This is a genomic window from Limosilactobacillus kribbianus (assembly GCF_026413145.1).
GTDB classification, from domain to species: domain Bacteria; phylum Bacillota; class Bacilli; order Lactobacillales; family Lactobacillaceae; genus Limosilactobacillus; species Limosilactobacillus kribbianus.
The window spans coordinates 85,346-111,046 of sequence record NZ_JAOVYZ010000002.1 but is presented as its reverse complement, the minus strand read 5'-3'; the positions used below and the strand labels follow the sequence as shown (position 1 = coordinate 111,046).

Here is a 25,701-nt window from a genome sequence, read left to right as displayed (position 1 = left end):
TCGCACAATAAGATTATTTGAAAATGATGGCTGATTCCTAAGAAGTGGGCATTTATTCCATCAAAAAACTTGGGTCCGCTTTCATTGATGTTATAATAGGCCTTGAGGAGCAAATAAAGCAAAATTTTTTCGTAGAATTTTGCGAAGTTATGCGAAGCTTCTTGAAGTATACCGGTATGATAGTAACTGTAATAACCAAGGAGGAATTTAATTATGGCTTTTAATTTACGTAATCGCAGTTTCTTAACTCTCGCTGACTTCAACAAGCGTGAAATGGAATACATGCTTAACCTGGCTGAAGATCTGAAGAAGGCTAAGTACACTGGTACTGAAGCTAAGAACCTTGAAGGCAAGAACATTGCCCTGATCTTCGAAAAGAGCTCCACTCGGACCCGTTGCTCATTCGAAGTTGGTGCTAAGGACGAAGGCGCTCACGTAACCTACCTCGGTCCTTCAGGCTCACACATTGGCCACAAGGAATCTGTTAAGGATACCGCTCGTGTTCTTGGTGGCATGTTCGATGGTATCGAATATCGTGGATTCTCCCAGCGGAACGTTGAAACCCTGGCTAAGTACTCAGGTGTTCCAGTATGGAACGGTCTGACTGACGAAGACCACCCAACTCAAGTTCTGGCTGACTTCCTGACTGCTCACGAAGTTCTGAAGAAGCCATATGAACAAATCAAGTTCGGTTTCGTTGGTGACGGTCAAGACAACGTATCTAACGCTCTGATGTTAGGTGCTGCCGTTATGGGGATGGAATACCACGTTGTCACTCCTAAGGAACTGAACCCAACTAAGGAAGTTCTGGACAAGGCTAACGCAATTGCCAAGGAAACTGGCGCTAAGATCGTTGTTTCCAACGACGTCAAGGAAGGCGTTAAGGGCATGGACGTTATCTACGCCGATGTTTGGGTATCAATGGGTGAATCCGACGACATGTGGGAAAAGCGGATCAACCTGCTGAAGCCTTACCAAGTAACGATGGACGTTATGAAGGCTACTGAAAACCCTAACGTTCTGTTCGAGCACTGTCTGCCAGCATTCCACAACCTGGACACTGAAGTAGGTAAGGAAATCTACAAGAAGTTCGGTCTTAAGGAAATGGAAGTTACTGACGAAGTCTTCGAAAGCAAGCACTCCGTTGTCTTCCGTGAAGCTGAAAACCGGATGCACACCATCAAGGCTGTGATGGTTGCTACCTTAGGTGAACAAGGCTAATTAGGGAGGCAGTTAGATGGCTAAAGTAGTTGTTGCCTTAGGTGGTAACGCCCTTGGTAAATCACCTGAAGAGCAATTAAAGTTAGTTAAGAATACCGCATCCTCATTGATTGGTCTGATCGATGCTGGTAACCAGGTTGTTATCAGTCACGGTAACGGTCCACAGGTTGGTGCCATCAACCTGGGCATGAACTTTGCTGCCGAGAATGGTAAGACGGCTGCCTTCCCATTCCCTGAATGTGGTGCCATGAGCCAAGGCTACATTGGCTACCACTTGCAACAGAGTCTGCAAAACGAACTGCACAAGCGTTGGATGAACAAGAATGTTGCTACCATCGTTACGCAGATTGCCGTTGACCCACAGGATCCAGCATTTGACAATCCTTCCAAGCCGGTTGGTGACTTCTACACGAAGGAACAAGCTGAACAAATCGAGAAGGAAAAGGGTTACACCTTTAAGGAAGACGCTGGTCGGGGTTACCGTCAGGTCGTTCCTTCACCACTGCCGAAGAAGATCATGGAACTCGACAGCATCAATACGCTGATCGAATCCGGCGACCTGGTTATCGCTGGTGGTGGCGGTGGGGTTCCAGTCATCATGACTGATGACGGGCTCCAAGGTGTCCCTGCCGTTATCGACAAGGATCGTTCCAGCTCCCTGTTGGCCGACCAAATCAGTGCCGACAAGCTGATCATCCTGACCGCCGTTGACTACGTATACGTCAACTACGGTAAGCCAGATGAAAAGGCTTTGAAGACGCTGACGATCGACGAAGCTCACCAGTACATGGACGAAAAGCAGTTCGCTGCTGGTAGTATGCTGCCGAAGATCGAAGCCTGCCTGTCATTCGTTGAAGGCCACCCAGAGCGTGAAGCAATTATCACTTCTCTGAACGGCTTAGATGATGCCTTAGCTGGCAAGGTTGGTACGGTTATTCGTGACAACTAAATCAGGTATGAAACGGTTGACGAGGACTCCTCGCCAGCCGTTTTTTTGCACGCTCATTTTTTGCCTTTCTTTATGTGTTAAAATGATCTACGTGTAAATCTATAGATTGGAAAGTGGAAAGTTATGACCAATAAGAAAGTTTTGGGGACGGTCATGATCATCGTGGCCTGTACCTTTTGGGGAATTTCGGGCTTATTTGCTAAAGCCCTGTTTAACGTCAGTCCCAAAATCACCTCGATGTGGGTGACTCAAACCCGGATGATTTCTGCCGGAATTATTTTGCTGATCATCAGTCAATTCAAGGGTGACCAGCCGTTCAAGATCTTTAAGAACCTGCACGATGCCTGGGTGATCTTTGCATATGGATTCTTTGGCCTGGTACCGGTACAGTACGGTTACTTCATGGCGGTTCAGTTTGGCAATGCCTCAATTGCGACCGTTCTCCAGTTCTTGGGGCCCTTCTTCATTATCGCTTACGTGGCTGTCTTTCGGCACATTCCGCCGCGCCGAATTGAAATCATCAGTGCGCTGATCGCCTTTGCCGGGGTCTTTATCCTGGCAACGCACGGGCAGCTTAACCATATGGCCATCACGCCCCTGGTCTTATTCTGGGGCCTGGTTGCTGCAGTGGGGGTTGCGACCAATACTTTGATCCCTCAGCAGATGTTGCGGACCAACCGGGTGCCATCGCTGGTTGTCACTGGCTGGGGCCTGCTCTTCGCCGGTCTGTCGCTTCTGGCGATTCACCCGGCTCAGCCACACGTCCCGAACCTACCGATCGTTTGGATCTGTTGGTTGGGAATTCTAGTGATTGGGACCCTGATCCCGTTCCAATTAGCCAATAATTCGCTCAAGTACATTGACGCGACGACCTTTAGCCTGATGGACGCCTTTGAACCGCTGGCGGCGACGATCGGTTCCGTTTTACTGTTTAACCTTCACATGACGGGAATGGACATCGTGGGATCGATCCTGGTAATCGTGGCGGTGTTGGCGATCAACATTCGCATTCCGCAACATCATGAGGGAGAAAATATTGCTTAAAAAAACTGCCAAGTCTGCAAAAGACTTGGCGGTTTTTGATTTTACTGATTGCTTTGCTGTTGACTTTGACTGGTAGAACTCTGGTTGGTTTCCGGGGTTGACGAATAGAGATTTTGAACTGCTTGGACATCGGTGGGCTGGATCGTATAGAAGGATCCGGCCGGCTGCATGACCGAGGTGCCGTTGTTGTGCTGGAGCCCAATGGCATGGCCGAGTTCGTGCTCGGCCGTGTTGACAATCCGCTGCTGCGAATAGCCGTAACTGGGGTTGAGCAGGTAGGCAGCGTTGAGCTGGACGTCAGCGTGAACCAGATAACCGGTCATCGCATTGGTACTCGAATTAGTCAGTCCGGCCGCACCATTGCTTTTGTCATTGATCGCGGAAATGACGATGTCAGCCTTGGATTTGTCGCTGGTCTCGTTAAAGGTAAATGCCCCCGTGCGATTCCACTGGCTGATGGCCGATTCGGCGGCGTTGCGCAGAACCGGGTTGGTCAGATCAACGTAGACGGTTGCATTGGCATGCTGCCAGCGGCCGTCGCTTGAACTCGTCTTTTGGGTGTCATTTTTTTGTGACGTTAGCGTGGCGACCTTTTTCCCCGTTAACTTGTTAATTCCGTTGTAAGTAAGAACTTGGACGTCGTGAATAGCGACGTTAGCCTCCTGTTGGAAGAAGGCGTTGTTTTGGTAGAACCAGATAATTCCGCCAAATAACAGTAAGTAAATTAATGGTAAGAACAGGCGTCTACGAATCCCCACCACCTCCTAATGCACAAATTTTAGTATAGATCGGGGGCAAAAGTCTATTGATTCGCCTAGCTTGGCCGAAATTTTATGATTTCTTGTAATGAAATTCACAGACGGCGTTAGTTTGAGTTAAAATATAGCTAGGAAAGATTGTTGAAAGGGTGATTTCGATGGCACACGTATTCGTAGTTCAAGTAGAATTAAGCTGGGGTGAAAAGCGGGAATACCTGCTTGCCAATGATGTCGAACCCGGACTGGAACATCGTCTGGCGACCAGGAAGGACTGGCAGGAGGTTATGCGTGGTGCCCTGATCAACGTGCCGGTTGGTCCATACCTGCCCAGCGAGCGAATCGTGCCCCCGATGGCAACCGCCAAGGTACTTGACGTGCGGGCCGTTGCGGCGGATGCAGCCCCGAAGCTGCAACGGACACGGAGCCAGTTTATCATGGCAGCCGTTTGGCAAAAGCAGGACAGTGCCACCAACTATAACTTCCTGCACCACGATTATTCGCCAGAGACACAAGCTCAGATTAAGGCCGATGTCGATTACTGGGTGAACCAAACGTCAACGGCAAATGCCACCAAGCGGACCAAGCAGCGAATTGCTGAGCAGGAAAAAGAATTTGCCAAAGAAATTGAGAAAAAGGGTTGACGAAAGGGGCAATTCCCTGTATAGTAATAATCGTTGATTGAAACAACGACATTGGGAATTGGCCAAGCGGTAAGGCAAAGGACTCTGAATCCTTGATCACTGGTTCGAACCCAGTATTCCCAATAAGATGAGTCATAATCCAAGTTGATTGGATTGTGACTTTTTTTATTTTCCCACCGCTGTAAAATCTGTTACAATTGCCATTATGAGAGGAAGAGAGAAATGGCTAGTAATTCTGATTCAATTTATTATGTCTTGTCGAAGATTAAGCGGCACCCGGAACTGATTAAGATGCAGCGGGCCCACTATACTAATACGATCATGCTTGGAATTGATGATCAACTGAAAGTTGCGGATGCGGGCTTTTATTTTCCGGCAATGAAACTGATGGTTAACCGCTTGTCGAATGATTTCGTCGCTAAAAACGAAGATCTCTTGGACGACTATTTTCGGCTGACCAATTGTACCCAACCCAACTACCATAATGTTTGGGTAACGACTGCCCATCTGCCGACTGAGCATTCTTACCTGTTGGAACTTTCGTACGAGTAAAAAAATCTAATTTCTGATTGACAAGGGATAGTCGAATAACGTATAATCACATTTGTACGTTAATACTATTGCCCGCTGGTCAAATTGGTTAAGACGTCGCCCTCTCAAGGCGGAGTTACGGGTTCGATCCCCGTGCGGGTGATTTTGATACCCTCACATCATCGTTAAGCGTTGATGTGAGGGCTTTTTTTGTTAAAAGGCATCGTACTTATGATAGCTGAGACAAAACAATGCCTTTGCCTGAAGAAAACGGTCGTTAGCTGATAATCTCTCTAAAGCGCTTAAAAAAATGAATTTTCATGTTAAAATGATTTTGTATCATTTTTTGAAAAAATAACGAATTTATGGTGTTTAAATTATGCGAATTAAGAATCTATTTATTATCTTGGCCGTTGTAGCAGCCATTCTGTTGATTTTCCAATACCTCCGACAGGTTAACCGGATGAAGCGGGGAGTTAACCACGTTAGCCGGGGTGGGGTCTTCTTTAATTGGCTGATGGTAATCCTCCTGGTAGGGGGACTGGTTGGTGCTGGGGTCAGTTCGTTTACCGGCCATCAGGAGGCTGCCTCCAAAACAACCAAGGTCAAGGAACCAGTTAAGACTTCCACTAGTGCAGACAAAGAGATTACACTGAGTTTTAAGAAGACGGCCCGTTTGAATGACGACGGAAATGCCAAGGTGAAGTTCATGGTTTCACCGGATACAAAGGTGGTCATTAAAGGGCACCGAACAGGAACGACCTATGCAACCATTAAAGCGCAGTCAGGAAAGGGAATAATTACTAAGACCATTAGTCTTGAGAACGCGGGCGAATATGACGTAATCGCAACCCGCGGGAAGAAGAAAGTTACCAAGCGACTTGTGGTTAAGGAACAAAAGGCTGAAAGTTCATCAGAGAGCAGTTCATCAGTTTCTTCCAGTTCTTCGAGTTCTAGTTCCTCTAGTTCTAGCAGCTCGCATTCTTCCAGCTCTTCGTCGCACAGTAACAGCGCTAATAGTAACGCTAACAATACCAACAACGGTAATGGTGGCGGCAGCAGTCAAAGTAATGGTGGTGGAACTAGCTACAGCGGCAACGGTGGTGGTAGTTCCTACCGGCGCAGCACTGGTGGCTCTCGTTCAACTTACCGTGGTGGCAATGGTGGTGGCGGAACCAGCTACCAACCAGCTATTTCGAACCAGCCAAACGGTGTTATTTCTGATCAGCCAAATTAATAATCAAGTGAACGTCCGTGAGCATTTTTTGCTCCGGGCGTTTTTTGATTGCATTTTGGGTGGGAAGTGGTAAAATGAGCAATCGTTATGTACCTAACGATTGTTAAAGGAGCGACCAAGCAGATGTCGATTACAGATGAGGAATTCTTTCACCGCCTCTACGGGCTGATCAAGGACGTTTACGCGACGATGCAACGATCACTGCACCCGACGATTTTTCGTGGTCAAGGACGGATCGTGGAAACAATTGCCCACCATCCCAACTGTTCACAGCGCGAGATTGCTAAAATCGCGCATGTGAAGCCGGGATCCTTAACCGAGGTTCTCGAGCGTTTAGAAAAAGGCGGCTACATAAGCCGGTTGCGGGATTCAAAGGATCGACGGGTAATCCGCGTTAATTTGACACAACAGGGCGAAGAATTTCGCCAAGACCTGATTGCTCGCCGACGTCAATTTGGTACGATGCTATTGCACGACGTGAGTGATGATGAACGCCAACAGTTTGTCGCGGTTTTGGATAAGATGGAAAAGCAGCTTCGGATTTTGGCAAGAGAAGGGAATGATCAGGAATGACCTAAATTGCCAAAAAGAATTTAAAATGGTGGGCGGTTAGTCTTGCCGTCCTCTTCCTATTACTACAGGTTGCCTGCGACCTGTATTTGCCGACGATCACTTCGGAATTAGTCGATCAGGGGATTATGCGTCAAGATATGGCCACGGTTTGGCATGACGGAATTTCAATGCTGATCGTCGCGGGAATTGGGTTGCTTGCAGCGGCCGGTAACGTTTATTTTGCGTCGACCCAGGCGATGCAGGTTGGTGAAAAATTACGGCGGCAGATTTTTCACCGCGTTCTGCGTTTTTCCAGCAAGGAGTTCAGCCATTTTGGGGATTCCTCATTGATTACCCGGTCCACTAACGACATCGTTCAAATTCAAAACGTGATGGTTCAGGTGCTCCGAATGATGCTCCAATCACCAATTATGCTGGTGGCGGCCTGTGTATTAGCCTATGTTCGTGAGCCGCGACTGACACTTGTCTTTCTAATCAGCCTCCCGATCCTAGCCATCATCGTCGCCTTGGTGATGCGGTTCGCCGTTCCGCTGTTTAAGAGTATTCAGAAAAAGACGGACCGGATTAACCTGATCTTTCGTGAAAGCCTGACCGGGGTCCGGGTGATTCGGGCCTTTCGCCAGGAAAAACGGGAGCGCAATCGTTTCCGTCAAGCTAATGAGGACTATACGATGACGGGAATCAAGGCTTTTACCCTTGTTTCCTTTCTTCTTCCGGTCGTAACGCTGATTCTCAGCTTGACCAACGTCAGCATCATCCTGTTTGGTAGTCATCTGATTGCCCAGATGACCATGCAGGTTGGGAACCTAATTGCCTTTATGACCTACGCAACCCAGATTATGATCTCCTTTATGATGTTATCAATGATCTTCGTCTTCGTTCCGCGGGCTTCGGCTTCCGCAAGCCGGATTAACGCTGTTTTAGAAACGCCAATCAGTGTGGCGGATCCTTCAGAAGATTCACGGGTAGAGATTGATCCACAGCATCCCGCCACTCTTCAGTTTGACCACGTTAATTTCCGTTATGACGGTGCTGAGCGGCTGGCGCTACAAGATCTCAATTTCACCACCCACGCTGGACAGACTTTGGCGATTATTGGTGGGACCGGTTCGGGAAAATCAACCCTGGTCAACCTGATTCCCCGGTTGTTTAATGTCGAAAGCGGCCAGATCAGAGTTGACGGCCAAGCAATTGATAAGCTTAGTCAGCACGACCTGCACGAGATGATCTCGATTGCTCCACAAAAGGCGGTTCTCTTTAGTGGGACGGTGCGCTCCAACTTACAGTTCGGCAATGACCAGGCCACGGATGAACAGATGTGGCAAGCGTTGAAGATTGCTCAGGCAGATGACTTTGTTCAAGAAGCGGGCGGCCTGGAGGCAATTGTTGAACAAAACGGGAGCAACTTCTCTGGCGGGCAGCGACAACGACTGACGATTGCACGAACGATTATTAAGCGGGCGTCGATCTACATCTTTGATGATTCTTTCTCGGCCTTGGATTTTCAAACTGATGCTAAGTTGCGCCAGGCTCTCCGCCAGGACCCGCAAATTCAACAGGCGGTAACAGTAATCGTTGCCCAACGAATTTCGACCGTTGCCGACGCTGATATGATCATTGTCTTAGATAACGGGAAGGTAGTTGGCCAGGGAACGCATGCAGAACTGCGGGCCCACAACAAGACCTACCAGCAGATTGTTGATTCACAGATTCGAAAGGGGGATGAAGAACGTGCAACGCAGACCAAAAAGAATTAATAATGGAGGAAAAGCCAAGCACTTCTGGCCAACCACCAAACGTCTTGTTGCCTATCTTCGCCCGTGGAAATACGGATTTATCTTTTCGATTCTCTTGGCGATTATTTCGGTCATTCTTTCGATTATCGCCCCTAAAGTTTTAGGTGAAGCAACAACGATCATCTATAACGGTGTAATGAAGGGCTATGCCGAGATTAAGGCCGGTCACCACCTGGCCAGCCTGCCGATCGACTTTCATCGGATCCTAACGATTGGGATCACGGTGATCCTGCTTTATGTTTTTTCCGGACTTTTCAGTTTCATTCAGCAGATTATCATGACCCGGATTTCGCAGCGGGTGGTTTACAACTTACGGCAAGATCTGGATGATAAAATGGGGCGGGTGCCGATCAGCTTTTATGACACTCACAGTAACGGGGATATCATGAGCCGAATGGTCAATGATATGGATAACATTGCCGGGACTCTCCAGCAGAGCTTTATTCAAATCATCACCAGTACGCTGACCTTCGTCGGGGTTCTGGTTCTAATGTTTACAATTAGCTGGAAGCTGACCCTGGTGGCCTTGGTAATCGTTCCACTGAGCCTGGCAGTGGTGGCCTTTGTTGCCCCAACCGCCCAGAAGCTCTTTTCACGTCAGCAGGCCGAGCTAGGCAAGATCAATGCTCAGGTCGAGGAAACCTACGCGGGCCACACGATTGTCCGCACTTTCAATAAGGAAAGCGACGAGGAACAAAAATTTAGCAAGAACAATCATCGTTACTACCAAGCAGCGTGGAAGGCCCAGTTCTTTTCAACGCTAATTTTCCCAATCATGAACTTTATCCGAAACTTGGGATACCTAATGGTCGCCGTGGTCGGTGCCATTCAGGTAATCCACGGGCAGATCACCCTGGGGAATGTGCAGGCCTTTTTGCAGTACACCAACCAGTTTGCCCAGCCAATTACCCAGATAGCTAACCTCTCGAGTACGATCCAGCAGACGATTGCTTCGGCAGAGCGTATCTTCACCGTTTTAGATGAACCGGAAATGAAGAACGACCTTGTCAGCGACCAGCCACTGACAACAAGACCCGTACCAAAGGTTGAGTTTGACCATGTCGACTTTAGCTACCGGCCAGAAGAACCACTGATCGAAGACTTTAACCTCAAAGCACCGGCCAATCACATGGTCGCTATTGTTGGGCCAACGGGAGCTGGGAAAACGACCATCATTAACCTCCTGGAGCGTTTCTATGAAATCCAGGGTGGGCACATCTACCTTGATGGGCATGATACCCGCTCGATGACGCGTCAGGAGTTGCGAAGCCACATTGGAATGGTTTTGCAAGACACCTGGCTCTTCAATGGCACGATCATGGAGAACATCCGCTTTGGGCGGGAAGACGCTAGCGATGAGGAAGTTTACCAGGCAGCCAAGATGGCCCACGCGGACAACTTTATCCGGGAATTGCCAGATAGCTACCAAACCGTGATTAACGAGGCGGCTTCAAATATTTCCCAGGGGCAACGGCAATTATTGACGATTGCGCGGGCTTTTCTAGCTAATCCAGAAATCCTGATTTTGGATGAAGCTACTAGCTCAGTTGACACCCGGACCGAGGCGCTAATTCAAAATGCCATGAATGACCTTCAGAAAGGGCGGACTAGTTTCGTTGTTGCCCATCGTCTTTCAACGATTCGCAACGCCGAGCAAATTATCGTAGTTAATCATGGCCACATCATTGAGACTGGCAACCATGACCAGTTGATGAAGGCTAATGGCTTCTATGCCGATCTCTACAACAGCCAGTTTATGGGAAACCAAATTTAACTAATTACTGTAATGACGTCGATGACAACCAATTAGTTGTCGTAGACGTCATTTTATTTCTCGGGAAATTGATCATGGGCATCCAGACGTTATAAAATGGGTGCAATCAGCATTGATAAGGAGCAGACATATATGAAGAAATACGAGCAAACAATCGGCCAATTGAATGCCATGGTTGATGACGGGATTGTTCCGGGGATGACCTATCTCATCTTTGACGGGGAGCAGGAATATTCAGCCGTTCGCGGGATGGCCGAACTGCAGCCTGAACGAGAAAAACTGCGATCGGGGATGCTTTACGACCTGGCCTCACTGACTAAAGTGGTGGGGACGGTACCGGTGGTGGCACTGCTATTGCAGCAGGGACGCCTGGGCTTAGACGATCCCGTGAAAAAGTATTTGCCGGAATTTACTGATCCCCGACCGACAATTCGCAATCTCCTGACCCATACATCCGGGATTGGCGGGTACATTTCTCACCGCAACGAACTTTCTGCTCCAGAACTTAAGCGAGCCTTTTTGACCCAGCAGCACGTCGATGACACTCTTAATCGCCAGATTCGCTATGCCGACGTGAATTATCTTTACCTGGGCTGGATTATTGAACGGCTGTGCAAGGCTCCGGTGCAGGAGGTGATTGCCCGCCAGGTCTTGCAACCGTTGGGACTGCCGACTGCTACTTTTCACCCGCAACCCCAGCAGACAGTGCCAACCGAGATTCAATCCGGCCGGGGGCTGATCAGAGGTCAGGTTCATGATCCAAAGGGATATATTCTTGGTGCCGACTGTGGGTGCGCGGGGCTCTTTGCCAGCCTGGCCGATCTGCGGATCTTTGCTCGACAGTTGATTGAAAATAATCTCAATGGCTTACTGACACCAGCAATGGTGGCTGCCATGTTTGTCGACCAAACGCCAATTCCAGGCCCTCATAGCCGGTCACTGGGCTGGAAACTTTTCCACGATCCCCGGGACCAACACCTACTGATCAGTCACACCGGTTTTACCGGCACCTGGCTGGTCCTGGACCGGCAAACCGACCAGGGCTTCATCTTTTTGTCCAACCGGGTCCATCCAACGGCACAAAACCAGGCCTACCTGGATCGGCGGGACCAGGTCTTTGCAACCTATCTTCGGGAAAAAAGTGCTTTTCAAAAAACTTTGTGAAATTATTATTCAACTTCCATGCATACCCGTTCGCAGATTATTCAATCATCCCTGACAAACTGCATAAAATGAGGGCGACTGTTTAAATTGATACACTTAGCTGCATAAGTACACAAATTGCTGTTAAATAGGGATTTGACAACGGTTACATTTATGATAAGATAGAATACGTAATCAAGTGAATCTCTTAAAGGAGTGATTGTATATGCAAAGTCCAATTCATGTAACATCTGAAATTGGAAAGCTGAAGACAGTTATGCTTCACCGGCCAGGTCACGAAATTGAAAACGTGTACCCGGACATCCTTCACCGGATGCTGGTTGATGACATCCCATATCTGCCAATTGCACAAGAAGAACATGACTTCTTCGCAGACACGTTGCGCAAGCAAGGAATCGAAGTATTATACTTCGCTAAGTTAGCTGCAGAAGCTCTGCAAGACAGCCAAGTTAAGGAAAAGTTCCTTGAAACAATGCTGGCCGAATCCGGCTACGCAGCTGGTGCTGTTCACGACGCATTGAAGGAATACCTGCTGGGCATGGACACTCAAGCAATGGTTGACAAGATCATTGCAGGTGTACGGAAGGATGAAATTGACGTTAAGTTCGTTTCACTTGCTGAAATGGCTGAAGACGCTGACTACCCATTCTTCATGGACCCAATGCCAAACGCATATTTCACGCGTGACCCACAGGCTTCAATTGGTGACGGTATTACCATCAACCACATGACCTTCAAGGCTCGTCAACGTGAATCTCTCTTCACTGAATACATTATCAAGTACAACCCACGCTTTGCCAACAAGGGTGTACATGTATGGCGTGATCGTTACCACGACACCCGGATTGAAGGTGGGGACGAATTAGTTCTCAGTGACCACGTATTTGCAATCGGAATTTCTCAACGGACTTCTGCAGATGCAATCATGGATATCGCACGGAACCTCTTCAAGGACTCCAACTACGATACTGTTATTGCTATTCACATTCCACACAACCACGCAATGATGCACCTTGACACCGTCTTCACGATGATCAACTACGACCAATTCACTGTTCATCCGCAAATCTTGGACGATGATGGTCAAGTTGACACCTACATCCTGCACCCAGGCAAGGATGGGGACGTTGAAATTCAGCACCGCACCGACCTGAAGAAGGTTCTGGAAGAAGCACTGGACAAGCCAGAAATCGACCTGATTCCTACTGGTAACGGTGATCCAATTGTTGCTCCACGTGAACAGTGGAATGATGGTTCCAACACCTTGACGATCGCTCCAGGTGAAGTTGTAACTTATGACCGGAACTATGTATCAAATGATTTGCTGCGCAAGCACGGAATTCTCGTTCATGAGGTTCGGTCAAGTGAATTATCACGTGGTCGTGGTGGTCCGCGTTGCATGTCCTGCCCACTTGTTCGTGAAGATCTTGATAAGTAATTTAACTTAAATTAAAAGCAGCAAATTTTATCCGGTGACTCATTGACAGATGGGACCAGAGGGTATAATTTTGCTGCTTTTTCTAGTATTATGAATGATGTAATCACTTTATTGCGAGGGACCCAGGATGGATCGAAAAGCGAGACGAAAATTTATTGAACAGCTAGTTAATGATCGAAAGATTGAAACGCAGGATGAGTTGCTGCGGCTCCTTACGGAGGCTGGGGTCGAGACCACTCAGGCGACAATCTCTCGGGACATTCACGCCTTAAACATCGTCAAGGCTAATGACGGACAGGGGCATACTTACTATGTCCAGCTCCATCTGGCGCCAGAACACGACTTTAATCGTTTGTACCAAGGCATTCATGACAATGTTCGGACAATCGAGACGGTCCAGTTCCTAAACGTTGTGAAGACCGCGCTGAACTCTAGCTATGCCACGATTTTAGCGGGGATGTTCGATGAACTCGATATTCCGGAGGTTGTGGGGACCTTAGCCGGCAATGACACACTGATTATCATTAGCAAGGATAACGCGGATGCCAAGCTGGTTTATAACTTGATTGCAAAGCACATTAACACACGAATTGTGTAGAAATGAGGGGATAACATGGATACTGAGAAAAAAGGTATCGGCAAGGGTGAATTGATTGCCCTGATTGTTAGTTCATGTATCGGTACTGGGATTTTTGGGATTACTAGTGATGTCTCAGCTGCCGCTGCACCAGGTCCAGCTCTTCTGGCCTGGGTATTTGCAGGTTTAGGTTTCTTGATGTTGGTTCTTTCATTGAACAACCTGGGTGCTAAGCGTCCAGACCTGGAAGCCGGGATTTTCTCATACGCCGGCGCAGGGTTCGGCCCAATGGGTGAATTCATTTCCGGTTGGTCCTACTGGCTGTCTGCATGGCTGGGGAACATTGCCTTCGCCACGATGCTGATGGCATCAATCGGGACCTTCTTCCCAATGTTCAAGGGTGGTCAGAACGTTCCATCGATCATTGTAGCTATTATTTTCTGCTGGTTACTGACTATCCTGGTTAACAACGGTGTTGAAACGGCCTCCTTCGTCAACATGATTGGGACGATCTGCAAGGTTGTACCACTGGTTATTTTCATCATCATCATGATCGTCAGCTTCAAGAGCGGCATGTTCACTGCCGACTTCTGGGGCCGGGTAGCCAACAATGCTTCCAAGGGCACCACGACCGGTTCTACTTGGGCACAGATGAAGGGTACTCTGATGACGCTGATCTGGGTATTTATCGGGGTTGAAGGTGCCTCTGTTATGGCCCACCGTGCTAAGTCCCGTTCCGACGCTCAATCAGCAACCCTGATTAGTTTCGGTCTTCTGGTACTGATCTACGTGATGATTTCTGTTCTGCCTTACGGTGTTCTGACCCGGGCTCAATTGGCCGCAATGGGTCAGCCTGCCATTGGTCACGTTCTGCAAATGACTGTTGGTACCTGGGGCTCCGTTCTGATCAACATCGGTCTGATCATCTCCACCATCGTTTCCTGGTTGTCCTGGACGATGCTGCCAGCTGAAACGACCATGCTGGTTGCCGAAGACCACGCAATGCCGAAGCTGTGGGGTGACACCAACTCCAAGAACGCTCCAACGGCTTCTCTGATGATCACCGGTGTTCTGCAGACGATCTTCCTGTTCTCACTGCTGTTCACCCAACAGGCATACGAATTTGCTTACTCACTTTGTTCTGCCGCTATCCTGTTCTCCTACCTCTTCGTTGGCCTTTACCAGATGAAGTACAGTCAGGAACACGGTGAATGGGGTCAATTCACGATTGGTCTGCTGTCCGCTGCCTTCATGCTTGCCTGCATGTTCCTTGCTGGTTGGCAAGAAGTGTTGCTGGTTTCCATCAGTTTCATCCCAGGCTTCTACATCTACTACCTGGCATGCAAGGAAAACAACCACAAGATGACCACCGCCGAAAAATGCGTCATGGTATTGATTCTGGCACTGTCCGTTGTTGCCATTTGGCTCGTTGCTAACGGCACGATTAAGGTTGGCTAATCGCTAGTTTCACATAAAATAAAAGATCGCAAATCGAAAATGATTTGCGATCTTTTTTATTTGGGTTGATTCAACTGGGACTTAATCCGGTCCATCTCAAAGACGATAATCGTTTCGATCAGGGTAATGACGCTGATCAGGAGGATCGTGTAATGATTTGGCAACAAAATCAGGGCAATCAGCAGCACCCAAGACAGCCAGTTCCAGGTTTGCTCTACCCGCATGATCCGGGTCAGGCGCCTATTCTGGACAAACTGTGGAAACCGCTGAACAAGGACCTGAAAGAGCATGTATAAACGGGTCTCGTAGAAGCTCTCCACCAGAAAAGCAATCGTGAGGCCGAAGAGAAAAATTGATTCCAAGGTTTCCTCCTTTTCAGAACGTCGGCTGAATCTTGAGCGCTTCCTGCTGGCTGAAGTCCTCGTCCGGGTACTTGTTCTTCAGTGCCCGCAGGAGGAGGGACTTGGCGATTTCACCGTTCCGGGTCAGGATCGGTCCGTGGAAGTAGGAACAGTAGGTTGACTTATAGATGGCGCCTTCGGTGTGGTCCTCACCATTGTTGCCATGGCCGGAGATGACCATTCCCAACGGCTTCTCGCTCTTGCCGATAAAGGTTCGGCCGTTATGGTTTTCAAAGCCGTGGTACTCCTGGCCATTTTCCGGGTTTTTAATTGTGATATCGCCGATAAAACGATTGTTGTCCTGACTCAGGGTGTAGTGGTCGAGGATGCCCAGGCCGGGAATCTTTTCACCGTTTGCACCGATGTAGTAGTGACCAAGTAACTGGTAGCCCCCGCAGATCGCTAGGAAGGGCTTGTTTTCGTTGATGAACTTGTCGATTCCGGCCTTCTTGTTTGGCAGGTCGCGGGAGACCACGAGTTGCTCGTAGTCCTGACCACCGCCGAAGAGGGCGAGGTCGAAGCGGTCGGAGTCAAAATCGTTGTCGATGCTGATGACTTCAACGGCGATGTCGGCATCCATTTGCTTGGCGTAGTAGCGCAGGGCAATGATATTGCCGACGTCACTGTAGGTGTTGAGCAGGTCGCCATAAAGATGGGCGAGTCGTAAGTGATACTTTGCCATTAGTCCATACCACCTTTCTTCAGATAATTCTTTTCCGCCAACAGTTTGCGCAACTGCAGCATGGCCGTGTAGGTTGCCAAAATGTAGACGTGCTCAGTTGGCATCTGCTTGATCTTGTCGATCACATGGGTCAGGTCAGGTTCGTGCCAAACGTTGTCAATCCCAGCCATCGTCAGGCGGGTCGTAATGTCCTTGTAGCGTTCGCCCCCGGTCATATATTGCGGAATCGGGTGCTGGCTGAGCTTTTCAAAGTCACCGTCCCAGATCCAACTGGTGTCGATCCCGTCGGCGTAGTTGGCATTGAGCAGGAAGGCGAAGGAAAATGGCTTGGGGTCGGTTTCGATCATGTCCAGGACCTGGTTTAAGCCAACCGGATTCTTGACTAGAATGATCGTCACCTGCTTGCCGTCAACATCGATAATTTCTTGACGCCCGAAGACCCGTTCGTCGGATTCGAAGGCGTGCTTGATCTGTTCCTGGTTGACACCGAGAAAGCGGCCCAATGAGTAGGCGGCCAGGGCGTTGTAGATGTTGTAGAGCCCACCGATTCCGATGGTGTACTGCTGGCCGTCGATTTCAAAGGTTGAATTAGTCGGGGTCAGCTTGTTAATTTTGGTGACGGCGTAGGTCAGGGCTGGTCGATGGAAACCGCAGTGCGGGCAGAAGTAGTCGCCAAGCCCGGCATAGGTCCGCATATGATATTTGAGGATGTGCTGGCACTTCGGACAGAGCAGGCCATCGGTGTTGGCCGGGGCGTTGAATGCCGGGTGGTGTTCGTGATTGAACCCGTAGTAAATGATCGGGTTCGGCAGGTCCTTACTATGGAAGAGTTGTTCGTCACCATTGGCGATAATTGTGGCCTGAGGCGCCATCTTGACCCCGCGCAGGATTTTATTGTAGGTGGTGTAAATTTCCCCGTAGCGATCCATCTGATCCCGAAAGATGTTGGTGAAAACGAAGGCCTTCGGGGTAATGTACTGGCAGACGATCGGCACGTTGGCCTCGTCGACTTCAAGGACGGCCAGCCCCTTCTTATGTGAACGGGGTGCCGTGATGAAGGTCGTGACGATCCCCTGTTCCATATTCGAACCGGTTGGATTGGTCAGCACCTGGTCGTAACGCTCCCGGAGGACCCGGACGCTGAGCGCGGTGGTCAGCGTCTTGCCGTTCGTCCCGGTGATGATAATCAGGTCATATTTTTTACTAAATGCCTGGAGGATGTTGGGATCCAATTTGAGGGTTAATTTGCCGGGGAGCGAGCTGCCACCATGCATGAAAGTATGGAGGAACCAGTAGCTGGAGCGTCCGGCAAATTCAGCAAATGAACTTCGAATTGACATCGAAACAGTTCCTTTCTTAATAGAGATTAAATACCGTTTAATTTTAATCTTTATGGATGAAAAATGAAAGCTTTCCGCCTAAATCGATTTCCCAATGTGCTCCGGGGAGGGCGAAGTATTTAAAAGCATTTGAATTTTCGATATAATGAAGAGTACTATGCAATAAAAAGGAGCACGCATCGTGGCACAGTTATTTTTCAAATACGGCGCAATGAATTCTGGCAAGTCAATTGATATCCTGAAGGTTGCCCACAACTATGAGGAGCAGGGCAAGCCGGTCGTCTTAATGACCAGCGGGATTGACAACCGGTCTGGCCAAGGGGTGATCGCCAGTCGGATTGGCCTGAAGCGGCGGGTGACCCCGGTGATGGACGACACCGACATTTATGAGTACGTCAAGCAGATTGACCATCCCGTCTACTGCGTTTTGATCGACGAAGCCCAGTTTTTGAAAAAGCACCACGTCCTTCAGCTGATCAAGATCGTCGACGAGCTGGACATCCCGGTGATGACCTTTGGGCTGAAGAACGACTTTCGAAATGAATTGTTTGAAGGTTCTAAGTATCTGCTGATCTATGCTGATAAGATCGAGGAGATGAAGACCATCTGCTGGTTCTGTCCGCATAAGGCGACAATGAACCTGCGCATCCACGACGGCAAGCCCGTGTACGAGGGGGAACAGGTGCAGATTGGTGGCAACGAGTCTTACTACCCGGTTTGCCGCAAGCACTATTTCCATCCCCAATTAGACCAACAATAGGAGGAAACAGACCGATGGAAATGAAAGACATCTTCGATAAGCTCCAGGCGGTTGCCGACCGTTACGATGAGCTGAACGAACTGATCAGCGATCCAGAAGTGATTGCTGATTCACAACGCTTCATGAAACTCTCCAAGGAAGAGGGGAGCCTGCGTGAAACGGTTGAAAAATACAATGAATACAAGCAGGTCACTGAGACAATTCAGGGTGATGAAGAACTGCTACGGGAATCCGACGATCCGGACCTGACTGCCTTGACCAAGGACGAGCTGAGCGAGGCCAAGGATAAGCAGGCTAAGCTGGAAAAGGAACTGGAAATGCTCCTGATTCCAAAGGATCCAAACGATGACAAGAACATCATCATGGAAATCCGCGGTGCCGCCGGGGGGGACGAGGCCAGCCTGTTTGCGGCCGACCTTTACAACATGTACCTCCACTACGCTGAACGCCAGGGCTGGAAGGTCGAAGTCGTTGATAAGAACGAGACCGAGGTCGGTGGCTTCAAGGAAATCGCCTTGATGATCACTGGGGACAAGGTTTACTCGAAGCTGAAGTTTGAAAACGGCGCCCACCGGGTTCAGCGGGTGCCAGTGACCGAATCTGCTGGCCGGGTGCACACCTCAACGGCGACGGTTGGGGTCATGCCCGAAGCCGAGGATGTGGATGTAGAACTGGATCCCAAGGACATTCGAGTTGACGTTTACCGTTCCAGTGGTGCCGGTGGTCAGCACGTCAACAAGACCTCTTCGGCCGTGCGGATGACCCACCTGCCAACCGGAATCGTGGTTGCCATGCAGGACGAGCGGTCCCAGCAGCAGAACCGGGCCAAGGCCATGCGAATTCTGAAGTCGCGGGTTTACGATTACTACCAGCAAAAGGAACAGAGCGCATACGACCAGAAGCGGAAGGACGCCATTGGGACCGGTGACCGATCAGAACGGATCCGGACCTACAACTACCCGCAAAACCGGGTTACGGATCACCGGATCGGCTTGACCTTAAACAAGTTGGACAAGATCATGGCTGGTGACCTCGACGAGATTATCGAGGCGCTGATCGTTGCTGACCAGACCAAGAAGCTGGAACAGCTGCGCAATGAATAGCAGCTGGACCTACTTTGCGGCTCAGTGCTGGGCCAAAGAACAACTGGCGGGGGCTGAGCTTGATCCAAGCGCCGGTCAGTTTCTATTGCAAATGCGTCACGACTGGGATGCCACCCACTTACTGCTGCACAATCGTGATCAGATGCCGGCAACTGAGCAGCACTGGTTTGAAGGGGCGGTTGCGCGGCTCTTGAAACATGAACCGGCCCAATACATTGCCGGGAAGGCGCCGTTTTACGGCCGAAACTTCAAGGTTACCCCGGCGGTGCTGGTTCCCGAAGCGGAGACTGCCGAGCTGGTCGATTGGGTGCTTGCCAAAATGCCCGCCCAGCCGTTGCGAGTGCTGGATCTGGGCACTGGCAGCGGAGATATCGGGATTACTTTGGCACTGGAGCGGCCACAATGGCGGGTGACGCTGAGCGATGTTTCACCGGCCGCACTGGAGGTGGCGGAGGAAAACTGCCGCCACTTTGGTCTGGATTTGCCGTTGGTGGAGAGTGACCTTTTTGCGGCGCTTGCTGACCAGCGTTTCGACTTGATCGTGACCAATCCGCCCTACATCGACCATCAGGATACTGGCGTGATGGATCAAGCGGTCCTGGATTATGAGCCTGCCCTAGCCCTGTTTGCCGATGAACACGGCCTCGGGTTTTACCACCGCCTCTTTGAACAGGCGGGTGCGCACCTGACTGCGAACGGCCAGCTGTATGGCGAGACCGGCTATGACCAAGAGGAGACGATTCAGGCTCTGTTGCACCAGTGCGATCGGCAGGCTAAGATTGAGACGCGCCATGATGTGGCTGGAAAGATGAGGATGATACACGTATGGGATTTTTCAGGCGCAGGAGGAAATTAGCAAGAATGGATACCAAAATTTTTCAGTTGAGTGAAATTGACGAGGCGGCGGCCGCTATCAAGCGGGGCGAGCTCGTAGCCTTTCCAACCGAGACGGTGTACGGTCTCGGGGCGGACGCGACCAACGAGGACGCGGTCAAGAACGTTTACCTGGCAAAGGGCCGGCCGAGCGACAACCCCTTGATCGTCCACGTTAACTCGGTGGCCATGGTTGAAAAGTACGCGGCCGAAATTCCGGACAATGCGCGGAAACTGATGAAGGCCTTCTGGCCGGGTTCACTGACGATCATCTTAAAGATCAAGAAACATGTTCTTTCGAAGACGGTGACGGGGGGACTGAACACGGTTGCCTTCCGTTTCCCAGACTGCCAACCAACCCTGGACCTGATCGCCAAGGCCGGGGTTCCAATGGTTGGACCATCCGCCAACACCTCCGGTAAGCCGAGCCCAACCACGGCCCAGCATGTTTACCACGACCTGCACGGTAAGATCGCCGGAATCCTCGACAACGGGCCAACGCGGGTCGGGGTTGAATCGACCGTCCTGGACATGTCAACGGCCACCCCAGTTATCTTACGGCCGGGAGCAGTCACCAAGAAGGACATCGAAGCAGTGATTGGCTCAATTGATTTGAATCACCACAAGGTCGGCAAAAACGAGACCCCGAAGGCACCAGGGATGAAGTACAAGCACTACGCCCCGAACGCCCAGGTTTACATTGTTGACCAGGGAACCGACTGGGCTCAGGTGATCAAGTGGATCGCCGCCCAACCGTTTGACGTCGGCATCATGGCTGAAGGCGCAATCCTACAGAAGGCGACCCTGCCGATGAACGCCATTCAGTTCTCTCTTGGCACCGGGGTCAAAGACGCCAGTGCCCGCCTTTTTGACGGCCTGCGCCAGTTCGACGACCAGCCCAACGTCAAGGCAATTGTGACCGAAGCCTTCGACGCCACGGGACTGGGGGGCGCCTACATGAACCGGCTCAATAAGTCGGCTGGTGGGGTCCACTTTAGTACCGACATGGTCAAATAAATAAACATTGACGAAGATTGTGAGGAGTTTGGCAAACAAGTTTTGTCACCCCTCACTTTTTTTGGTAAAATAGGGGAGAAATTCAAAGGAGTGTGTATAAGGCATGGGCAAGTTTGAAGTTATTGATCATCCATTGATCCAGCACAAGTTAACAATGATTCGGGACAAGAACGTCGGGACTAAGTTCTTCCGGGAAACGGTGAAGGAAATCTCAACCCTCATGGCATACGAGGTTTCTCGTGATATGCCATTAAAGGACGTCGAGATTGAAACGCCAATTGCTAAGACAACCCAAAAGGAACTGGCCGGCAAGAAAGTTGCCATCATTCCAATCCTGCGGGCCGGCCTGGGGATGGTCGACGGAATGACCGACCTGATTCCGGCAGCCAAGATTGGTTTCATCGGGATGTACCGGGACGAGAAGACCCTGAAGCCGCACGAATACTTCGTTAAGCTGCCAAACGACATCACGGAACGGCAACTCTTCATCGTTGACCCAATGCTGGCCACCGGTGGCTCTGCCATGATGGCGATCGAAGCACTGAAGAAGCGGGGCTGCCAGGAGAAGAATATGAAGTTCGCCTGCTTGGTTGCCGCACCAGAAGGGGTTCAGGCTGTTCGCGAAGCCTACCCTGACGTCGACATTTACACCGCGGGCCTCGATGACCACCTGAACAAGGATGGCTACATTGTTCCTGGCCTTGGGGATGCCGGTGACCGGCTCTTCGGTACTAAGTAATTTCGTGATTTTAGCGTCACTAGATTCAGGATGACTGAGTTTGGTGGCGCTTTTCTTATTGCGAAGCTTATAAAGCCCTTAAATTTTTCCCAGAGGCTTTCCTCTTGGATTAGGAATAGTAAAATGGCAGGTAGTGTTATTGAGAAGGAAGTCTTGCAATGTTTCAACAATCGTGGCTGAAAAAGCGCCGCTGGCTGTTGCTGATTTTGGTGCTGATCGGCATCGTTAGCATCGGCTTTACCATGCATAACCAGCGCTTTTATCACCAGCCAATCGCCAAGGTCGTCCGGGTCGGCAAAACAGGGAGAGCACGTCGGACCAGCGACCAGTTTAAGAATATTGACCACCAGTATGACCAGCGCTTGGTGGCGGTGATCATGAACGGGCACTACCGGGGACGACGACTCACCCTGACCAATACTTACAGTGATTCCCAGCCGATGGATCAGCGCTTCCGGGTGGGTGACCAGGTCTTCTTGACCCAGTTGCACCAGCACAGGGGGACCCTGTCGGCCAACATTGCTGGTTACAAACGGGACACGGTCCTGGTCACTTTGGCCTGGCTGGTCGTGACTTTACTCCTGCTGATGATGGGGCGGTCCGGCGCCTGGGCTCTGGTGAGCGTGATCGTCAACGCCCTGCTCTTTATGGCGGCGGTCACCCTGGATCTGAATGAAAACGGGGAGCACGTGCTGCCTATCTTTAGCGTCCTGACGGTCATCTTTGCTTTCGTCAGCCTGCTCTTGGTACTGGGCCCCAGCAAAAAAATGCTGGCCACCTTTAGTGCGACGGTCATCGGGACCTTTGCCGCCCTGGGAGTCAGTCTGCTGGTCTTTGCCTGGACCCACGAGCGGGGGATCTACTACGAGTCGATGCAGTATGTCACCCAAGTGCCCCGGCCGCTGTTTTTGGCCGAAACACTCTTGGGTTCGCTCGGGGCGGTGATGGACGAATCCAGCGACATCATCGCGACCCTCTTTGAGCTCAAGCAGCTGGAACCCACGGTGAGTGCGCGTCAGCTCTTCATGTCCGGACGCAATGTCGGCAAATCGATCATGGGACCGCTGATCAATGTCCTCTTTCTTATTTTCATGGCCGACACCTTCACGTCCAGCCTGCTCTACATTAAGAACGGTAATTCCTGGGGCTATACCTTCGCAATGAACATGAGCCTAGGAACGGTTCAGAGCCTGGTCAGTGGAATTGGAATCGTTTTGGCGATTCCACTGGTCAGCGCGTTTGGGGCACTACTGTTAGGGAGGCGAGCAAAGTGACGACGATTACGGCCCTCGGGCTGTTACTAATGATTTTAATGATTCTCGTCGGTGGCAAGCAGGGCTGGACGGCTTTTTGGAGTTTGTTGCTGAACTTTGGCTTCCTCTACTTTGCAATGGTGCTGATTGCCTTTCACGTCCCACCGATGTTTGTAATGATCACAACCGGGGTGATTATCCTGGCCGTGACGATCTTCATGGGGGAGGACGACCTGCGCACTACGGTGACGGCCTTCTACGCCTCCCTGATCGTCCTGGCGATTTTAATCTTATTCATCATCGGCATCGAGCACTGGGCGATGGTTCAGGGCTTTGGTACCGAGGACAGCGACGAGCTGGAGGGGATGTCGATCTTAATCGGCATCTCCTACCTCAAGGTGGCCGAGACGGTAATGGTCCTCAGCACGCTGGGGGCAATAGCCGAGGCCGCCATGGCAATCTCTTCTGGCTTAACCGAGGTTCTCGACAACCATCCTCAAATTACTAACGCTCGGTTGATGAGTAGCGGGATGGCAATTGGTCGACAGATCATCGGCACAACCTTCAACACGCTTTTCTTCGGCGTCTTCGGGGGCTTCTTAGCGCTCTTCCTCTGGTTTGCTGGCCTTCACTACTCGCTGGGCACGATCATGAACAACAAGATCTTCGTGGCTGAGATGCTGGAGATCCTGGTTTCCTTTATCGGTGTGCTGATTACGGTGCCCATGACCGCCTGGGTAATGACCAGAAGACGTAATCATCTAGTTGACAAGCAATCCCCAAATAACTATGATAAGAACGATTAAAAAACCTTTAAGCGGGATTCCGTGAGATCCCAAAGGTGCGTGAAATGATTAGCGGCAGATGGCCGCATTTGAGTGCAGCTTTGGGCGAGGTCCCAAGGCTGCTTTTTAATTGAGGAGGGAAAAAGAATGGCGCATCGTCGCGATGTCGTACTCGATGTTGATGAGAAGCCGCGGCCCGCACAGTGGGTAGGGCTTTCTCTGCAACACATGTTTTCAATGTTTGGTTCTACCGTTCTGGTGCCGATCCTGGTGGGCTTAAATCCCGGGATCGCTCTCTTTAGCTCCGGGGTGGGGACGTTAATCTATCTATTAATTACTAAGCACAAGATCCCGGCTTATATGGGATCGAGTTTTTCCTTTGTCGTGCCGATGATGGCACTGATGAAGACCACTGGTTATCCGGGAATTGCCCAGGGGACCGTGGCGGTCGGCTGCGTCTATTTGATCGTAGCATTAGTAGTCAGCCGGATCGGTTCGGCCTGGATCGACCGGGTCCTACCGCCAATCATCGTCGGCCCAATTGTTGTCGTTATCGGCCTGTCGCTTGCCAGCACGGCCGCCAAGGATGCCACCATTAATTCGGCGACCGGTCACTACGACCTGAAGTTTTTTGCCGTGGCGATGCTGACGATGCTGATCACGGTTGCCTTTAACATGTACTTCAAGGGATTCTTGGGCCTGATCCCAATTCTCTTGGGGATCGTCGGGGGTTATCTGATCGCCTGCCTCTTTGGGATTGTGGACTTTAGTCCCGTTCTGCGGGCCCACTGGTTTAGCCTGCCGAACTTTCAGATTCCCTTTGTCACCTATCGGCCGCAGCTATATTGGGGAGCAATCCTCAGTATGGCGCCGATTGCCTTCGTGACAATGACCGAACACCTCGGGCACATCATGGTGCTCAACGAACTAACTGATCGCAACTACTTCAAGGATCCGGGCCTCAACCACACCCTGGCAGGTGACGGGACGGCCTCAATCATCGCCGGTTTTGTCGGTGGGCCCCCGGTGACCTCTTATGGCGAAAACATTGGAGTGTTGGCGATCACCCGGGTTCATTCGGTCTATGTCCTGGCCGGGGCAGCCGCCTTCGCGATCTTCTTCAGCTTCATTGGCAAGCTCAGTGCCCTGATTGAAACGATTCCGTCCCCGGTGATCGGTGGGATTTCTTTTCTGCTTTTTGGGGTTATTGCCTCTAGCGGGCTGCGAGTCATGATCGAGCACCAGATTGACTTCAATATTAAGCGCAATCTGATGATCTCCTCGGTGATCCTGGTCGTCGGCATTGGGAATGCTTATTTGCAATTAGGCAAGTACCAATTCTCGGGTCTGGCCGTAGCTGCCGTGCTCGGAATCATCTTGAACCTGGTCCTGCCACAACGGGCTTTTAGTGAACAAGGTTAGTAAGTTTGTTAATCAGACAAATTGTCAAAACTGTATCGAAGCAAAAAGGACGCGAAAGTAGGGCGCCCAAGGCTTAACAAGTGGTTAGAATAACTTAAAATTTTTTGAAATTTTGCTTAAATAATGATATATTAGTGGACGTAACTTGGGCTTAATACGTTTTTT

The 25,701-nt window shown here is 50.3% G+C and carries 25 protein-coding genes and 2 tRNA genes; 23 read left to right on the top strand and 4 right to left on the bottom strand.

Going from position 1 to position 25,701, the window contains the following annotated elements; genetic code table 11:
• Positions 1-213: 213 nt before the first annotated feature.
• From argF to OCT58_RS01175, 3 genes are all read left to right on the top strand, one after another.
• A complete protein-coding gene (argF, locus tag OCT58_RS01185) occupies positions 214-1,221 on the top strand; it encodes an ornithine carbamoyltransferase (RefSeq protein ID WP_267201000.1) in 1,008 nt (335 codons plus the stop codon).
• Between the two features lie 16 nt (positions 1,222-1,237).
• Positions 1,238-2,170: a carbamate kinase gene (gene arcC, locus OCT58_RS01180; RefSeq protein WP_267200999.1), complete on the top strand. Its 933-nt coding sequence runs from the start codon at positions 1,238-1,240 to the stop codon at positions 2,168-2,170.
• A 123-nt stretch (positions 2,171-2,293) separates the two neighbouring features.
• Positions 2,294-3,214, top strand: coding sequence for an EamA family transporter (locus OCT58_RS01175; protein ID WP_267200998.1), 921 nt, complete (start codon positions 2,294-2,296; stop codon positions 3,212-3,214).
• 41 nt (positions 3,215-3,255) lie between these two features.
• Here the strand turns inward: OCT58_RS01175 and OCT58_RS01170 are convergent, their stop codons facing one another.
• Complete coding sequence (locus tag OCT58_RS01170) at positions 3,256-3,972, bottom strand: matrixin family metalloprotease (protein WP_438361099.1); 717 nt, start codon at positions 3,970-3,972, stop codon at positions 3,256-3,258.
• Between the two features lie 158 nt (positions 3,973-4,130).
• Between OCT58_RS01170 and OCT58_RS01165 the strand changes: the two genes are divergently transcribed.
• From OCT58_RS01165 to OCT58_RS01110, 12 genes are all read left to right on the top strand, one after another.
• On the top strand, positions 4,131-4,613 hold the full coding sequence (locus tag OCT58_RS01165) for a DUF7679 family protein (RefSeq protein WP_267200996.1): 483 nt from the start codon (positions 4,131-4,133) through the stop codon (positions 4,611-4,613).
• 52 nt (positions 4,614-4,665) lie between these two features.
• A tRNA-Gln gene (locus OCT58_RS01160) sits at positions 4,666-4,736 on the top strand.
• 99 nt (positions 4,737-4,835) lie between these two features.
• Positions 4,836-5,165 carry a hypothetical protein gene (locus OCT58_RS01155; RefSeq protein ID WP_267200995.1) on the top strand — a complete coding sequence of 110 codons (330 nt, stop codon included), beginning with the start codon at positions 4,836-4,838 and terminating at the stop codon, positions 5,163-5,165.
• 69 nt (positions 5,166-5,234) lie between these two features.
• A tRNA-Glu gene (locus OCT58_RS01150) sits at positions 5,235-5,307 on the top strand.
• A 216-nt stretch (positions 5,308-5,523) separates the two neighbouring features.
• The gene (locus OCT58_RS01145; RefSeq protein ID WP_267200994.1) at positions 5,524-6,381 is read left to right on the top strand and encodes a hypothetical protein; all 858 of its coding nucleotides are present in this window, start codon (positions 5,524-5,526) and stop codon (positions 6,379-6,381) included.
• An 87-nt stretch (positions 6,382-6,468) separates the two neighbouring features.
• Complete coding sequence (locus tag OCT58_RS01140; protein ID WP_267200993.1) at positions 6,469-6,954, top strand: MarR family winged helix-turn-helix transcriptional regulator; 486 nt, start codon at positions 6,469-6,471, stop codon at positions 6,952-6,954.
• A 5-nt stretch (positions 6,955-6,959) separates the two neighbouring features.
• Complete coding sequence (locus tag OCT58_RS01135; RefSeq protein WP_267201017.1) at positions 6,960-8,711, top strand: ABC transporter ATP-binding protein; 1,752 nt, start codon at positions 6,960-6,962, stop codon at positions 8,709-8,711.
• Positions 8,677-10,524, top strand: a complete 1,848-nt coding sequence (locus OCT58_RS01130) for an ABC transporter ATP-binding protein (protein WP_267200992.1) — start codon at positions 8,677-8,679, stop codon at positions 10,522-10,524. Before OCT58_RS01135 ends, OCT58_RS01130 begins: the two co-directional genes overlap by 35 nt.
• 132 nt (positions 10,525-10,656) lie before the next feature.
• A complete protein-coding gene (locus OCT58_RS01125; RefSeq protein WP_267200991.1) occupies positions 10,657-11,688 on the top strand; it encodes a serine hydrolase domain-containing protein in 1,032 nt (343 codons plus the stop codon).
• Positions 11,689-11,893: 205 nt separating this feature from the next.
• Positions 11,894-13,126, top strand: a complete 1,233-nt coding sequence (arcA, locus tag OCT58_RS01120) for an arginine deiminase (protein WP_267200990.1) — start codon at positions 11,894-11,896, stop codon at positions 13,124-13,126.
• A 127-nt stretch (positions 13,127-13,253) separates the two neighbouring features.
• On the top strand, positions 13,254-13,724 hold the full coding sequence (locus tag OCT58_RS01115) for an arginine repressor (RefSeq protein WP_267200989.1): 471 nt from the start codon (positions 13,254-13,256) through the stop codon (positions 13,722-13,724).
• A 15-nt stretch (positions 13,725-13,739) separates the two neighbouring features.
• The gene (locus OCT58_RS01110) at positions 13,740-15,161 is read left to right on the top strand and encodes a basic amino acid/polyamine antiporter (protein ID WP_267200988.1); all 1,422 of its coding nucleotides are present in this window, start codon (positions 13,740-13,742) and stop codon (positions 15,159-15,161) included.
• Positions 15,162-15,217: 56 nt separating this feature from the next.
• Here the strand turns inward: OCT58_RS01110 and OCT58_RS01105 are convergent, their stop codons facing one another.
• The 3 genes from OCT58_RS01105 to OCT58_RS01095 are packed head-to-tail and all read right to left on the bottom strand — an operon-like array spanning position 15,218 to position 17,584.
• Positions 15,218-15,523: a hypothetical protein gene (locus OCT58_RS01105; RefSeq protein ID WP_267200987.1), complete on the bottom strand. Its 306-nt coding sequence runs from the start codon at positions 15,521-15,523 to the stop codon at positions 15,218-15,220.
• Between the two features lie 13 nt (positions 15,524-15,536).
• A complete protein-coding gene (locus tag OCT58_RS01100; RefSeq protein ID WP_267200986.1) occupies positions 15,537-16,244 on the bottom strand; it encodes a type 1 glutamine amidotransferase in 708 nt (235 codons plus the stop codon).
• Positions 16,244-17,584 (bottom strand): Mur ligase family protein, encoded by a 1,341-nt coding sequence (locus OCT58_RS01095; RefSeq protein WP_267200985.1) that lies wholly within the window; start codon positions 17,582-17,584, stop codon positions 16,244-16,246. The genes OCT58_RS01100 and OCT58_RS01095 overlap by 1 nt, the downstream gene beginning before the upstream one ends.
• 181 nt (positions 17,585-17,765) lie before the next feature.
• On the opposite strand from OCT58_RS01095, the gene OCT58_RS01090 reads away from it, so the two are divergent.
• From OCT58_RS01090 to OCT58_RS01055, 8 genes are all read left to right on the top strand, one after another.
• Positions 17,766-18,344 (top strand): thymidine kinase, encoded by a 579-nt coding sequence (locus OCT58_RS01090; protein WP_267200984.1) that lies wholly within the window; start codon positions 17,766-17,768, stop codon positions 18,342-18,344.
• A gap of 20 nt (positions 18,345-18,364) precedes the next feature.
• On the top strand, positions 18,365-19,447 hold the full coding sequence (prfA, locus tag OCT58_RS01085; protein WP_267201016.1) for a peptide chain release factor 1: 1,083 nt from the start codon (positions 18,365-18,367) through the stop codon (positions 19,445-19,447).
• On the top strand, positions 19,440-20,303 hold the full coding sequence (gene prmC, locus OCT58_RS01080; protein WP_267200983.1) for a peptide chain release factor N(5)-glutamine methyltransferase: 864 nt from the start codon (positions 19,440-19,442) through the stop codon (positions 20,301-20,303). Before prfA ends, prmC begins: the two co-directional genes overlap by 8 nt.
• Before the next feature lie 5 nt (positions 20,304-20,308).
• Entirely contained in the window at positions 20,309-21,337 is a 1,029-nt protein-coding gene (locus tag OCT58_RS01075) for an L-threonylcarbamoyladenylate synthase (protein WP_267200982.1), read from the top strand.
• A 103-nt stretch (positions 21,338-21,440) separates the two neighbouring features.
• Complete coding sequence (gene upp, locus OCT58_RS01070) at positions 21,441-22,076, top strand: uracil phosphoribosyltransferase (protein ID WP_267200981.1); 636 nt, start codon at positions 21,441-21,443, stop codon at positions 22,074-22,076.
• A gap of 158 nt (positions 22,077-22,234) precedes the next feature.
• Positions 22,235-23,350, top strand: coding sequence for a YibE/F family protein (locus tag OCT58_RS01065; protein WP_267200980.1), 1,116 nt, complete (start codon positions 22,235-22,237; stop codon positions 23,348-23,350).
• Positions 23,347-24,135: a YibE/F family protein gene (locus OCT58_RS01060; RefSeq protein WP_267200979.1), complete on the top strand. Its 789-nt coding sequence runs from the start codon at positions 23,347-23,349 to the stop codon at positions 24,133-24,135. The genes OCT58_RS01065 and OCT58_RS01060 overlap by 4 nt, the downstream gene beginning before the upstream one ends.
• A gap of 126 nt (positions 24,136-24,261) precedes the next feature.
• Positions 24,262-25,536, top strand: a complete 1,275-nt coding sequence (locus tag OCT58_RS01055; protein WP_267200978.1) for a solute carrier family 23 protein — start codon at positions 24,262-24,264, stop codon at positions 25,534-25,536.
• Positions 25,537-25,701 lie beyond the last annotated feature (165 nt).

Coding starts and splice junctions, on each gene's coding strand:
- OCT58_RS01175 (WP_267200998.1), top strand. CDS start 2,294: ATGACCAATAAGAAAGTTTTGGGGACGGTCATGATCATCGTGGCCTGT.
- OCT58_RS01125 (WP_267200991.1), top strand. CDS start 10,657: ATGAAGAAATACGAGCAAACAATCGGCCAATTGAATGCCATGGTTGAT.
- OCT58_RS01140 (WP_267200993.1), top strand. CDS start 6,469: ATGTACCTAACGATTGTTAAAGGAGCGACCAAGCAGATGTCGATTACA.
- prmC (WP_267200983.1), top strand. CDS start 19,440: ATGAATAGCAGCTGGACCTACTTTGCGGCTCAGTGCTGGGCCAAAGAA.
- OCT58_RS01110 (WP_267200988.1), top strand. CDS start 13,740: ATGGATACTGAGAAAAAAGGTATCGGCAAGGGTGAATTGATTGCCCTG.
- OCT58_RS01115 (WP_267200989.1), top strand. CDS start 13,254: ATGGATCGAAAAGCGAGACGAAAATTTATTGAACAGCTAGTTAATGAT.
- arcC (WP_267200999.1), top strand. CDS start 1,238: ATGGCTAAAGTAGTTGTTGCCTTAGGTGGTAACGCCCTTGGTAAATCA.
- OCT58_RS01130 (WP_267200992.1), top strand. CDS start 8,677: ATGAAGAACGTGCAACGCAGACCAAAAAGAATTAATAATGGAGGAAAA.
- OCT58_RS01065 (WP_267200980.1), top strand. CDS start 22,235: ATGTTTCAACAATCGTGGCTGAAAAAGCGCCGCTGGCTGTTGCTGATT.
- OCT58_RS01095 (WP_267200985.1), bottom strand. CDS start 17,584: ATGTCAATTCGAAGTTCATTTGCTGAATTTGCCGGACGCTCCAGCTAC.
- upp (WP_267200981.1), top strand. CDS start 21,441: ATGGGCAAGTTTGAAGTTATTGATCATCCATTGATCCAGCACAAGTTA.
- OCT58_RS01075 (WP_267200982.1), top strand. CDS start 20,309: ATGGATACCAAAATTTTTCAGTTGAGTGAAATTGACGAGGCGGCGGCC.
- OCT58_RS01165 (WP_267200996.1), top strand. CDS start 4,131: ATGGCACACGTATTCGTAGTTCAAGTAGAATTAAGCTGGGGTGAAAAG.
- OCT58_RS01145 (WP_267200994.1), top strand. CDS start 5,524: ATGCGAATTAAGAATCTATTTATTATCTTGGCCGTTGTAGCAGCCATT.
- arcA (WP_267200990.1), top strand. CDS start 11,894: ATGCAAAGTCCAATTCATGTAACATCTGAAATTGGAAAGCTGAAGACA.
- argF (WP_267201000.1), top strand. CDS start 214: ATGGCTTTTAATTTACGTAATCGCAGTTTCTTAACTCTCGCTGACTTC.
- OCT58_RS01055 (WP_267200978.1), top strand. CDS start 24,262: ATGGCGCATCGTCGCGATGTCGTACTCGATGTTGATGAGAAGCCGCGG.
- OCT58_RS01100 (WP_267200986.1), bottom strand. CDS start 16,244: ATGGCAAAGTATCACTTACGACTCGCCCATCTTTATGGCGACCTGCTC.
- OCT58_RS01155 (WP_267200995.1), top strand. CDS start 4,836: ATGGCTAGTAATTCTGATTCAATTTATTATGTCTTGTCGAAGATTAAG.
- prfA (WP_267201016.1), top strand. CDS start 18,365: ATGAAAGACATCTTCGATAAGCTCCAGGCGGTTGCCGACCGTTACGAT.